At 45.4% G+C, this 12,013-nt stretch carries 11 protein-coding genes; all 11 read left to right on the forward strand.

The features are described 5' to 3' along the window. The first annotated feature begins 37 nt into the window (after positions 1–37). The gene (locus tag FJD32_RS23670) at positions 38–2,473 is read left to right on the forward strand and encodes a conjugal transfer protein TrbE (RefSeq protein ID WP_088212958.1); all 2,436 of its coding nucleotides are present in this window, start codon (positions 38–40) and stop codon (positions 2,471–2,473) included. 19 nt (positions 2,474–2,492) lie between these two features. Then, positions 2,493–3,251 (forward strand): P-type conjugative transfer protein TrbJ, encoded by a 759-nt coding sequence (trbJ, locus tag FJD32_RS23675; RefSeq protein WP_140907734.1) that lies wholly within the window; start codon positions 2,493–2,495, stop codon positions 3,249–3,251. 10 nt (positions 3,252–3,261) lie between these two features. Further along, on the forward strand, positions 3,262–4,914 hold the full coding sequence (gene trbL / locus FJD32_RS23680) for a P-type conjugative transfer protein TrbL (RefSeq protein WP_140907735.1): 1,653 nt from the start codon (positions 3,262–3,264) through the stop codon (positions 4,912–4,914). Beyond that, positions 4,914–5,633, forward strand: a complete 720-nt coding sequence (locus FJD32_RS23685; RefSeq protein ID WP_088212961.1) for a type IV secretion system protein — start codon at positions 4,914–4,916, stop codon at positions 5,631–5,633. Before trbL ends, FJD32_RS23685 begins: the two co-directional genes overlap by 1 nt. Beyond that, entirely contained in the window at positions 5,633–6,514 is an 882-nt protein-coding gene (gene trbG, locus FJD32_RS23690; protein WP_088212962.1) for a P-type conjugative transfer protein TrbG, read from the forward strand. Before FJD32_RS23685 ends, trbG begins: the two co-directional genes overlap by 1 nt. A 4-nt stretch (positions 6,515–6,518) precedes the next feature. Further along, positions 6,519–6,962, forward strand: coding sequence for a hypothetical protein (locus tag FJD32_RS23695; RefSeq protein ID WP_088212963.1), 444 nt, complete (start codon positions 6,519–6,521; stop codon positions 6,960–6,962). After that, positions 6,955–8,277 (forward strand): TrbI/VirB10 family protein, encoded by a 1,323-nt coding sequence (locus tag FJD32_RS23700; RefSeq protein ID WP_219848079.1) that lies wholly within the window; start codon positions 6,955–6,957, stop codon positions 8,275–8,277. Before FJD32_RS23695 ends, FJD32_RS23700 begins: the two co-directional genes overlap by 8 nt. Positions 8,278–8,342: 65 nt before the next feature. Then, complete coding sequence (locus tag FJD32_RS23705; protein WP_240200041.1) at positions 8,343–9,140, forward strand: hypothetical protein; 798 nt, start codon at positions 8,343–8,345, stop codon at positions 9,138–9,140. A 12-nt stretch (positions 9,141–9,152) separates the two neighbouring features. Then, positions 9,153–10,649 carry a hypothetical protein gene (locus FJD32_RS23710; RefSeq protein WP_088212966.1) on the forward strand — a complete coding sequence of 499 codons (1,497 nt, stop codon included), beginning with the start codon at positions 9,153–9,155 and terminating at the stop codon, positions 10,647–10,649. Further along, positions 10,646–11,776, forward strand: a complete 1,131-nt coding sequence (locus FJD32_RS23715) for a hypothetical protein (RefSeq protein ID WP_088212967.1) — start codon at positions 10,646–10,648, stop codon at positions 11,774–11,776. The genes FJD32_RS23710 and FJD32_RS23715 overlap by 4 nt, the downstream gene beginning before the upstream one ends. A 12-nt stretch (positions 11,777–11,788) precedes the next feature. Further along, positions 11,789–11,986 (forward strand): hypothetical protein, encoded by a 198-nt coding sequence (locus FJD32_RS23720; RefSeq protein ID WP_088212968.1) that lies wholly within the window; start codon positions 11,789–11,791, stop codon positions 11,984–11,986. Positions 11,987–12,013 lie beyond the last annotated feature (27 nt).

Raw genomic sequence — 12,013 nt, forward strand, 5'->3', positions numbered from 1 at the left:
CCCACGCCCCTAAAGACTACTCAAGAAGGAATTAACGATGTTCAAAACGGCATCTTATAGAAAATCCATTAAAGGTATGCCTGATTTACTCAATTACGGCATTCTCTGTGATGATGGAGTTGTTGCAAATAAAGACGGTTCGCTTACGGCTGGTTTTGTTTTTCGCGGGGTTGATATATCTAGCTCCACCATTGAGGAGCGAAATCACCTGACCTCACGGATCTCTGATTTGCTAGTCAGCTTCGGCACAGGCTGGATGATCCATGTGGATGCCGTTAGACAAACTTCCCCTGAGTATTTAAATCAGGAAATGTCACATTTTAGCCACCCTGTTTTTGCCATGATTGACGCAGAACGATACGACTATTTTTCGCGAGTCGCAGAGCGTTACGAGAGTAGCTATTATATGTTTGTAACATATATGCCCCCCTCAAAATCAAAAGCAAAAATCCGAGATTGGATGTTTGAAGATAACCTCCAAAAGAAATCTCTATTTGCAAAAAGTCTTGAAACCTTCAATCGCAAACTGCGGGACGTACAAAGCCGATTAGAGTCGTACATCAAAATCAGACGGCTTTTAGCGTATAAGTTGAATGACGATGATGGTTCGACACATTGGTACTGCGAATTATTGCAGAAAATCAATTTAATGGTCACAGGCGTTGACCGCCCAGTTAGATTGCCCTTTGTGCCGATTGGTATTGATTCGTTGATTGGCGCTAATGAGCTGTGGACGGGGTTAAGTCCCAAATTAAATAAACAGTATTTAGCAGCGATCAGCATTGAGAGTTTTCCTGACCAATCGACCCCCAACATTTTAAACCATTTGGACAAGCTGGGATTTGCTTATCGTTGGTCAAGTCGCTATTCATTCTTTGATGCTTTTGACGCTGAAAAAGCGTTGGAAAAAGAGCGCAAAACATGGTCTCAAAAAGTTATTAGCTTTAAAGACCAGTTAATGAAAACGCCAAACCCTAAAATCAATCAAGATGCGGCGCAAATGGTTTGGCAGTACGAACAGGCGCTTAATGATGCTCGTTCAGGTAAGTTGAAATATGGGCATTTCACCCCGTCAATTATCGTGATGAATGAAGATCGTGAGTACCTTGAATATTGCTGTGAGCAAATCGAAAAAACAGTGCAACACCTCGGTTTTGGTTGCAGAGTCGAAACGGTTAACGCTGTCGAGACATTTTTAGGCTCACTGCCAGCGGATTCACTACATAACATTCGCCGTCCGTTGGTATCAACCATTAATCTTGCCGATATGTTACCTATGTCGTCAATCTGGTCAGGTCGATTAACTAACCCCTGTCCATTTTATCCCCCTAACTCACCCGCAGTTATGCAATGTAGCGCCGAAGGGGCAGCCCCGTTTAGGCTCAACTTGCATGTGGATGATTTAGGACACTTCTTAGTATTCGGGCCACCCGGGACAGGTAAATCTACTCTGTTAGCGACTCTAGTGGCACAAACCAACCGCTATAAAGGGTGTAAGCAATATGTCTTTGATAAAGGGCGTAGCGCTTATGCGATTAGTCAATGTGGCGGGGCGCATTATGATATTTGTATCGATGATAAAGTCACTTTTGCGCCGTTATCGCATTTAAGAGACGATTTTGCATGGTGCGTAAACTACATCATCAAACTGCTGGAATTAAGAGGCGTTAAGGTTACAGCCAAACAGCGCAACTTAATTGAAGCAGGGCTAAAAGATTTAGCAGATTCAGACATTAAAGAAATCAATATCAGTGAGTTTCTTAACATCGCTAACGATGTAGAAATCATTGAAGCATTGACTTTTTACACTATCGGTAGCGCGGGTAATCTACTGAACTCAAAGGCTGATACGTTCAAGGACGGCACCTTACAAGTCTTTGAGATTGAAGAACTAATGAATAGAGGAAGTGATGAACTTATCCCTGTTCTGCTCTATATCTTCCGTCAAATTGAGCGAGGTCTAGATGGTTCTCCGGCGTTTATTTTTATCGATGAAGCGTGGGTTGCATTTGGTCATCCAATATTCAAGGCAATGCTGGTTGAATGGCTTAAGGTTCTGCGTAAAGCCAACTGCGTGGTCGGTCTGTTTACCCAGTCATTAAACGATGCCGTCAAATCTGGTGTTCTTGATGTTCTGATTGAGGCTTGTCCTACAAAGATTTTCTTGGCAAATCCCAACGCCAATACAGATCAAATTAAACCTATCTACAAAACATTCGGTTTAAATGACCGTCAGATTGACATTATCAATAACGCTACTCGAAAACGTCATTATTACATCACATCCCCGGAAGGAAACCGACTGTTTGACCTGTCTTTAGGAGAGTTAACGCTGTCGTTTGTCGGGGCTGGGGGTAAAGAAGATATTGCCCGGATGAAAGAGCTAGTAAATGAACATCAAGACGATTGGTATAAACACTGGCTTGTAGAGCGCAAGGTTCTGTCTGAGCAAGATATTTTAGAAGTAGCATAGTTTTTAAAGGATTTTACTTATGAAAAGCAAACTAATCGCTTTGAGTATTTCGCTGTGTTTAGGCTCCGCAGCTTATTTGCCGTCATCTAATGCTTGGCCTGTTGTTTGTGTTAACTGCGGCACCGAATGGACGCAGATAATGAATAACATTCAGCTCGTTCAGTCGTATTCAGAACAGATTCGACAAACCCTAAACCAAGTCAAAATGATCAATGACCAAATCAAAAACACCAAGGCACTAGCCAACGGTGAATGGGGTAATACATTTGATCAGATTGAGCGATTAAGCGCACTGGCGCGGCACGGCCAATCAATTGCCTACTCAGCATCAGATCTCACTGCTGAAATGGATAGACGCTATAAGGGCTATCAGCATTGGCAACGTGAAATATCCCCTCAAGATTATGAAAACCATTACCAGCAACTTAGCCAATCGATGGGTGACTCTGCGGGGGCTGCGTTAAAAGTTGCCAACGGGATTTATAACCAGCGCAATGAAGATGAGCGCGTTTTAAATCGTATTGAATCACGCTCTCAAAGTGCCACAGGCCGGATGGAAGCCATTCAAGCTGGTAATGAGCTATCCGCTCAAATCATTCGGCAACTGCAAAAAATCGAAACGCTATTAAGCGCCCAGATCCAGCAGACAAGCACCTTTGTGCAAGCAGAGAATGAAAAAGAGCAGCTGGCCGCCGCCCAGTCCAGCGAGTTTAAAAAAGGTGATGCACCACCTTTAAAATCTCGCCAACTTGAGACATTTGAACTCAAAAAATTCTAAGGGGTATCTTATGCGCTTGGTGATCACGTTGCTTTTATTGCTGTTGATACCCAATGCTTACGCTCAGGGTGTTCCTGAATCCGGCGCAATCGATGAACTGTTACGCACATTTGAAAATGCAGCCGGGCAATGGCCGCCAGTGCTTAGGCAGTATGCAACTTATGTGTTTATCGCTCTAGTCACAATATCGTGGGCATGGTCATTTATGTGGATGGCCTTTAAAGAAGCCAATATCACGGAGCTGTTAGCAGAATTAGCACGCAGATCCTTGATGATTGGTTTCTTTTATTACCTACTCATGGACGGTACATACTTAGCGGCCAAAATTGTTGAAGGGTTCCAGTTCTTAGCGCAAGCATTGACAGGGAAATACATTCACCCCAGCTCAATTTTCGATATTGGTTACTCATTAGCCAGTGAAATTATCAAGAAATTGAGTTGGACAGATATGGTTGACGGCCTTGGTTTTGTACTGGCCGGGATAGGGATTTTAATTGTTTTCGCGTTTATCGCTCTCGAAATGCTATTAGTCATTATTCAGTATTACATCATGCTCAATCTTGGTGTGATTATGATGGGATTTTTAGGCCATGAATGGAGTAGAGAATATGCGATTAACTATTTCCGTCTAATGCTAGGTCTAGGCGTTAAGTTGCTCAGTATGCAAATGATTGTCGCGTTATCGTTAACTATCTTACAAGGCTGGTTAAACACAAGCGATTTAACGTGGACGCAAATATTACTGATTTTACCGTGCATTATCGTTATTTGGGGATTAGTTCGGGAAGTTCCGGCGCTGGCTCAAAGCCTTATATCTGGCACCGATAGCACGTCAGGTAATTCGATTGCAGGGGCTATGCAAGCTGTGGCCGCTACCGCAGCGTTAGCCGCGGGGGCGTATGCAGCAGCTGGGGCAATGGGTGGCGGCGCAATGGGTGGCGGCGCAAATATGGGTAATTTGCTCCGTAATGCGTGGGATCAAGCAAACGGAACGGATAGCGACCCTGCCACTTCTCCACTTCCAGATAGCGATAGCGGGAGCGGCGAAAGCTCGGGCTCAACAGGTTCAAGTAATATGAGTTCTGATCTTCCTCGCTCCCATGGAAACAATGGTAGCAGTGGAAACGCTGACAGCGGCGACTTTCAAGGCTCAATCTCTGGCTCTGGCTCACCTAGTTCGTCAGGCACCGCGCCAGATTCAAGCTCCCCCTCATCGAGCGCGAGCGCCCCAGCCGCAAAAAGCAGCATGTTATCGACAGCTGGCAAAGCGGCAAAAATTGCAGGTGCGACAGTAGCCAAAGAAACCCTATCAAGCGCCAAAAATGCCTTTCTGAGCGGTTTAAAGCGTCCGATTGAAAACCGTAATCAAGACACTGTTATTGGCCGTGCTGCAAACTCACTCAGTAAAACCGCTGGCGCCCCCTCGCAAGACGCACCGATAGAAAATGTTAAAGCATCACCTCAAAGCGGAGGTAGCCAAGGCAATAACGGGGGCAGTGGTAAAGATTGGTTTTCTCAGTCCGGTGGTTATAACAATCTCTCACGTGACCAAAAAGCGGCGGCTAAAGAAGCGCATACACGCTGGCGTAGTGAATCAGATTCAAACACCTACGACCTAAATAAATATGTGCAATACACGCAAGAACATCACAAGGATAAATAATGAAAGATGATAACGCTTTGCCAGAAACGGCAAATGACAGTCAGCCTAAAGCGGCGACTGACGAACTTACGCTGCTTTACCAACGCGCACGGATGGAATGGGACGAAAGACTGGGAAATATCGTTGCATTCAACCACAAGCTAATCACTATCTCCATCATTTCAGGTCTAGCAACCTTATTAGCCGTCTGCGGAGTGATATACATAGGCGCACAAAGCAAAATTGAGCCGTATGTATTAGCAATGAGCGACACTAAATTGGTAGCACTGCAAGCAGCTCAAAGGATGCCGATGGATGAAAAGAAACGGCTTGAAATTACTCAGTTGAGCGATTTTGTGACTCACGTTAGATCAGTCTTTACCGACATAAACGCGCAGCGTGAATACGTCATAAAAGCCTACGCGCACTTAAGGAGTACCGACCCGGCATTTATACAAGTGAATCAATATTTAAGCGAAACAGCACCGCCCCATAAAAGGGCTGAAACCGAAGCCGTCACGGTCAGAATTGATAATATCCTGCCCATTGGTGATAAGTCATCGACCTATCAAATCGAATGGACAGAGAACATAACAGACCGTCAAGGCAACCCCAAATTACCTCAGCATTTTAAAGCCGCTGTTGAAATCTACTATGAAGTCCCTTCAACGCCTCAAGAGTTTATGGGCAACCCGACTGGTTTGTGGGTGAAATTCTTCAACGTCACGGAGCGTTTATAATGAAACCGAGTTTAATTCTCGTATTTGCATCCTCTATTTTTACTCCCCTTGTTAATGCCGCAAATTTTGAAGATGACTATCCAGCCCCGTCACTTTCACTAAAAGAAAATAGCGCACTCACCATTTCAAATCAGTGGATTGATAAACCGACCACGCCAATTACTGACGGCACAGGCCGAGTGACCTATTACTTTGGTGATTCCTTACCTTCTCTAGTCTGTGCCCCGATAAAAACCTGTGTTATCGAGCTAGAAGAAGGGGAAATGATCGCACAGGGCGGGTTACAGCTGGGCGATAGCACCCGCTGGAAAGTCAGCATGGCCGTATCGGGTTCAGGCGCGAATAAGCGCACTAACTTGATTGTAAAGCCTACAGACATAGCCCTTGAAACAACGATGACCGTTGCTACTGATAGACGTTTATATCAAATCAAACTGATTTCAGATCCTATCCAATGGATGCCCTATGTGTCGTTTTCATATCCAGAACAGCGACAAATGGAATGGGAAACGTATCAGGCGGCAATGGCGCAGCAAGTAAAGCAAAACACGCTGTCTGACGGGGCGTATATCCCTGAACTCGACTTTGACTACAAAGTCAGCGGTAAGTCGTATTTCAAGCCGCTGCGCGTTTATAACGATGGAGTAAAAACCTATATAGAAATGCCCCCCAAAGTAGAGCAGGGCAATTTACCCGTGATTTTGGTCGTGAATGGCTCGCAAAAAGAACTCGTCAACTACCGTTATCAGAATAGCTACACACAAGATGACGGCAGGAAAATTAACGGGCGATTTATTGTTGATCAAGTCTCAAAAGAACTCATTTTGACAATGGGGGTCGGCGGCGATCAAGAATCAATCCTTGTAAAGCATAGGGGCTAACACCATGAAAATATTTTTAGCCGTTTTGCTATCAGTTCTACTTTCCGCTTGTGCTACCTCAGAAGTGAATTACTACGATTTCCCGGTAAAAAATGCTGACCAAGTGACCATAGCGAAAGATCTTGCATGGCATATTAAAGAGAAACACGGCGCTAACGCTGTATTCGATTTTAATTATCCGATGTGGTCAACCAGCACTCACTTTTCTGAACTCGTTGAAACTGAATTAAGACGCCTCGGCATTGGTGTTTATGTCTCTGAAACTGAAAAGCAAGGTAAGCACAATCAGTTGTATTACACCTTGTCGAAGCTTAACGACCGTCAGTTTTATATTCGTGTCGTTGTAAATAATCAGTTTTCATTTCAGCGGATTTGGATTTATCAAGACGAGCAATTATTCCCACTACCAACAACCACCGTGTTTGAAGGGGTAAAAAATCGTGAGTAAAATTTCTCCAATGGGCGACCCGCAACAACATCACACTGGGTTATCGTTAAAAAAATCCCCGATTAAAATCGCGATTGCATTTGCCGGGTTTCTGGTTTTGATTGTGCTTTATGCGATTGGCAGCAAGGGGCAGCAAGTACAAGAGGCCGCAGCGCAAAAAGACGAGTCTAAAAGCTCTGGACGAAAAGAAGGTAGCAGCACAGCAGCAATTCCCCCGGCATTGCAATTAGCTGGTCAACAACCTTCAATACCAGCAGCGAACACCCCACCGCCGCCACCGCCGCGCCCAGCTTATCAAGACAATGAATATGACGATGCTGGCGCTTATGAGGATTCATACCAACCAAGGAGAGCGCCACCGCCGTCTTTAGAAGAACAACGCAGAATCCAGCAAGAGTTGCGGATTGCTGATTATAGGGCACAACAATACCTAGCCGCACTTTCAGCTGATACCGAAGTACGACTGAATGATAATAATCAATCAGCGTCACTTGGGGGTGGGGGGCAAAATGGTTTAGGTGACGGAGAAAGCCGTATCGCGCAAGCTCAAGATAAAATTCAGTCATTGCAATCTAGCTTAGGCTCCCTAGGAAATCCGTTTATGTCGTCTGCTATGGCCGCAGATCAAATGTTGCCGCAAATGCAGCAATCAGACCCAAACGGCCAAGCTAGAAAAGAGGCTTTTTTGAGTCAAAAACGCAGTGATGACTACTTAGAATTTACTCGTGATGTGCCGTTATCGCCCTTTGAGTTAAACGTGGGAACCATTATCCCCGCCGTGCTTATTTCGGGCATGAACTCTGATATACCCGGGGCGCTAATTGCCCAAGTGAGCCAAAACGTCTATGACAGCGCCACAGGGAAACATTTATTAATCCCCCAAGGCGCAAAATTGTACGGCGTTTATGACAGCAACGTGTCTTATGGACAATCCCGGGCTGTGAGCGCATGGACTCGCATTAACTACCCTGACGGTACTCGTCTAAATCTCGGCGGCATGGGCGGGATGGACGTTGAAGGTTATAGCGGATTTGAGGATCAAGTGGACAATCACTATTGGAAAACATTTGGTAATGCGGCACTCCTTGGGATGATTTCAGGCGCTACTCAAGCGGGGATTAGTGAAGATAGTCGCAACAGTAACACTAAAAGCGCCATTGCTGACGGTGTAACTCAACAGTTCGCGCAAACAGGTTCGACATTGATCCAAAAGAACCTCGATGTGCAACCAACTATCAAAATTAGACCGGGTTACAAATTCAATATCATGGTCAATAAAGACATTATGTTGACCCCCTACAAACCGTCTCGCTAACCCTTTTCACGCACATAAAAACAAAGTCAAACCCGGTTTTTTATAAAAGCCGGTAAGGAACCATTTTGTCTAAAAAACTTGCTCTATTGCTAATGGCCGTGCCTACCGTTTCGCTGGCAATGCAGCCTAAAATCGAAAACGAATCGGCCACCTACTCACAAGATGGGATCGTGATTAGTGCCGATGTACTAAGGAAAAGCCAACCAGTTGCCCCGCAGTCTCCACCCCAAATAAAAGCGATTGAGGTTGTGCCCGAAGCCCCCACTGAAACGGTTACTGAAATGGCCGCCCAAGCAGCGCAACCAATACAAGAAACCGCCGCAGTGCCAACGCCTGTTATCACTCACAACCTGTTTATTTATCCCGATGAATCGTTTTATGACGCGATTAATCGCTGGTTGAGAAATGACGGTTACACAACAGTTGCATGGTCTATCGATGACGAGGCCAGCGAGGAACTAGCGAAACGTCCTAAAAGCATAGTGAGCTTTGCGGGTTCAGTCCGAACCGTGTTGCCCACGTTATCTAAACAAATTGGTGTGCCGTTGTATTTTGCTGAAACGTCATCACTGGCAGCAATTCATCAATGGCATAACCGCCAAGTGCAAATAACGCTAGTTAACGGGCAATCATTAAGTGATGCAGTTAAAAAACTTGCTCAGGACTATGGCTGGAACTGGAACGAAACAGCACAAAGCCCCAGCTGGTTAGCGGCTAATGATTACCCCTTTTTGACGAGCTATCCGATAGTCACGCCCCAAGGCGATATTGCAAGGGCATTAGGGGTGGTTCTAGAAGGATTTCCCGTCTCGGCTCAATTGCTCGATAGCACTCAAACCCTGTTTATCGTTGATACCAAATAATAAGGACATATCATGTCGTTAAAGCTATTAAAAACTATCGGCATAGCCGCTGCGCTAACATCATTAATCGGCTGTGTTTCGCAAAATTATACTGACACGAAAAACGAAGCTGATTCGGTTCACGAAAGGATTAGCACTCTTTCTCAAGTTAAACATAGCTCGCAAGTGCGAAGCATCAGCCGCCCTCCCATTTCAACTACGCCGCTAGTGATTAAAAAGGATATTCCTTGGTTAAGTGAAGCGGTAAGTATTTCAGCTAACGATGTGCCGTTGTCACTGGTGATGTCCCAAGTGATGAACGGCGCGGAGCATTACAACAAACCTGTTCGCATCTGGTTTGATGGTGATGTAGACCCAAATAAACGTGTCACGCTCTCATTCAAGGCGAGTCGTGAGGACGTATTAAACCTGATTGCAAGGCAAACCGAATACGGCATTAACACAACTGACGATAAGGTATCTATCAGCCGCTTTGAATCTGAAACGTTTGTGATCACAATTCCCCCGGGAGTGTATAGCGGCCAGTTAGGATCTCAAGGTACGGCAAAATCATCAGGGGGCGGCGCAGATACACTAAACACCCGAGTTGAAGGCCAATACCTAAACACTGCTTACAAGGATGTAGATCCCGTTACGCAAATTAAAGACAGCATTGTCACATTGCTGAAAGACAATGATTCTGACGATGACAAACTGGTCGGCAGTGTAGAAGTTGTGCCAGCCCTAACCGCTATCGCGGTTAGAACAACACCAAGCCGAATGGCACAGGTTCGCAGCTTAGTGAACAGCTTCCAATCTCAATTTGGTGAGCAAGTGATGCTCGATATTCGCATTCTCGAATTTCGCTCTAACCGTGGAAAAGAGCGCGGGGTGGATTGGAATCTCGTAAAAGATATTGGCTCAGGCTCATTAGAATTTATAGTGCCTGGCACAAACACTGTTAGCCAAGGCAGCGCCTACGGCATGGCCTTTAAAGGCACTGGTAAATGGGACGGGACAACAGCGTTTATCAAAGCCTTAGAAAAACAAGGCACGGTTTCAACAGAAACACCAATCACAGCACTAGCTCTCAGCAATCAGCCAAGTCGTATAGCACAGACACTGACCAAGCCTTACTTATACGAAGTAAAGAGCGAGGCTAACGATAAAGTGGTATCTGCATCCGTCACTCGCGCAACGCAAAGCGAAGGGGTTGATATGATGATTACGCCCAAAGTACAAACCGATGCAGTGTGGTTACGTATCGCTGGCAAGCTGTCAAAAATAGTCGGGGAACGCTCTGAAACAGTTCACGATGTGCAATTACAGTTTTTAGATACCCGAGAATCAGAAATCAACTTCACCAATAAATTGCTCTACGGCCAAACCGTTGTGATTGGCTCAATCAAGCAAGTGAGTAAGACGGCAGAAGCCAGCAAAAACTTTGGAGTTGATGCGCTCGGTGGTGAAGGTACGGTAAGCGAAACCGTAGAAACGCTGGTTCTACTAACACCAAGGAGAGTGCAATGATCCACACGCTCGACTTACCCTATATTGCAACGTTACCCAATTCAAAAGGCGCGTTAAAAGATCATAGGCAAAGCAACTCCGCGCTATATGAGCGGGTTTTCACTAAAAACGAGCAAACCATCCGTTATTACGCTGATTTGCCCTCGATGTGCGTTGGTCAGTTTATCGCTGATACCGTGGCAATCGATGACGAAAATTTTCTGTTTTTTCATGTACTGGAAAACCAAGAAATCTATGCGCTGTACGTAAAAGGCCACCTAGTTCAACGTGAGCAAATCGGCCAGCACAATGCAATCTTGGACAGTTTCGCTTACGAACTGCACCAAGGTATTCAAATCGTTTTGTCATCGGAGCGGCTACCGCTGGAATATGAACCAGCAAACCCGCCCAAAGTCATCAGTATTAGCATTAGCGACATTCCGACTGACTATCAATTAGTCAGTAGTGCGAGTATTAAACCCCTGCATATCGGAGTTGGAGCGGCTTTAGCGGTCGGAGTCATCGGGCTTTTGCTTTGGTCTAGTCAACCTGATCCAGTTCAACAGCAGCAACAGATAGACCCGTGGCAACAATGGACAATGGAGTTTATATCTCAAGCGCCAGCAGATTCGGCGCTTAAGCAAGTCTCGCTGGCGCTGGCTTATCAAGACCTTCTACCGCCTGACTGGACAAATGACGGTGTGATGGTATCAGGCCAAACAATTGTCATGCCGCTAAAACCCGTTACAGAAGGGCAAGCGAAATATGACAATCTGCAAGCTTTCGCTTCGATGTATCCAGAGTTGAACTTAAACATCGAGGCAAAGCAATTAGTGCTGAATGTTGAACCTAGGGCAAAACCTGAATTGGTTTCGCTCGGTAACTATCCTCGGCGGTTACATGATGCGCTGCTTAATTTGGGTGCAACAAACGTCAGCTTAACCAACTCAGTGCCCGTTGGTTCTGTCAGTCGCCTAAAGATTGCAGCCACCTTTACCGATGTACCCCCGGCGCTGCTTGGCATCATTGCAGATAGTGTTAAATCTGAGCCCGTTTTTTTACAACAATTAAGCCTGAGCAAAGGGACGGGTAACAACGTTACTTGCTCCTTAGATCTTATTATCGAAGGTGTAGACGCTGTTTTATAAGGAGACTCGCGTATGAAAACCAACAATCCCGATCTTGTTACGATGACAAGCGTTCAGATCATCTGCGGTAAGACAGGCGACGGCTTGTCTGCAACCATAAGAAACTGTGAAGGTTTACCAGTAAACACGAAGCCAGTTTTTGAACTAATAGATCCACCTGAATTTGACCTAAAGACCGCTATAAAGACCGCTAGAGAGATTAACTTATGACAACAAAGCAACCCGTACCAAAGTCAA

It is taken from the genome of Shewanella sp. LC6 (assembly GCF_006385735.2).
GTDB lineage: Bacteria > Pseudomonadota > Gammaproteobacteria > Enterobacterales > Shewanellaceae > Shewanella > Shewanella xiamenensis.

What these genes read in the sequence shown, in the direction of transcription:
- FJD32_RS23720 (WP_088212968.1), top strand. Translation starts at nt 11,789, where the DNA reads ATGAAAACCAACAATCCCGATCTTGTTACGATGACAAGCGTTCAGATC.
- FJD32_RS23715 (WP_088212967.1), top strand. Translation starts at nt 10,646, where the DNA reads ATGATCCACACGCTCGACTTACCCTATATTGCAACGTTACCCAATTCA.
- FJD32_RS23710 (WP_088212966.1), top strand. Translation starts at nt 9,153, where the DNA reads ATGTCGTTAAAGCTATTAAAAACTATCGGCATAGCCGCTGCGCTAACA.
- FJD32_RS23670 (WP_088212958.1), top strand. Translation starts at nt 38, where the DNA reads ATGTTCAAAACGGCATCTTATAGAAAATCCATTAAAGGTATGCCTGAT.
- FJD32_RS23685 (WP_088212961.1), top strand. Translation starts at nt 4,914, where the DNA reads ATGAAAGATGATAACGCTTTGCCAGAAACGGCAAATGACAGTCAGCCT.
- trbJ (WP_140907734.1), top strand. Translation starts at nt 2,493, where the DNA reads ATGAAAAGCAAACTAATCGCTTTGAGTATTTCGCTGTGTTTAGGCTCC.
- trbG (WP_088212962.1), top strand. Translation starts at nt 5,633, where the DNA reads ATGAAACCGAGTTTAATTCTCGTATTTGCATCCTCTATTTTTACTCCC.
- FJD32_RS23695 (WP_088212963.1), top strand. Translation starts at nt 6,519, where the DNA reads ATGAAAATATTTTTAGCCGTTTTGCTATCAGTTCTACTTTCCGCTTGT.
- trbL (WP_140907735.1), top strand. Translation starts at nt 3,262, where the DNA reads ATGCGCTTGGTGATCACGTTGCTTTTATTGCTGTTGATACCCAATGCT.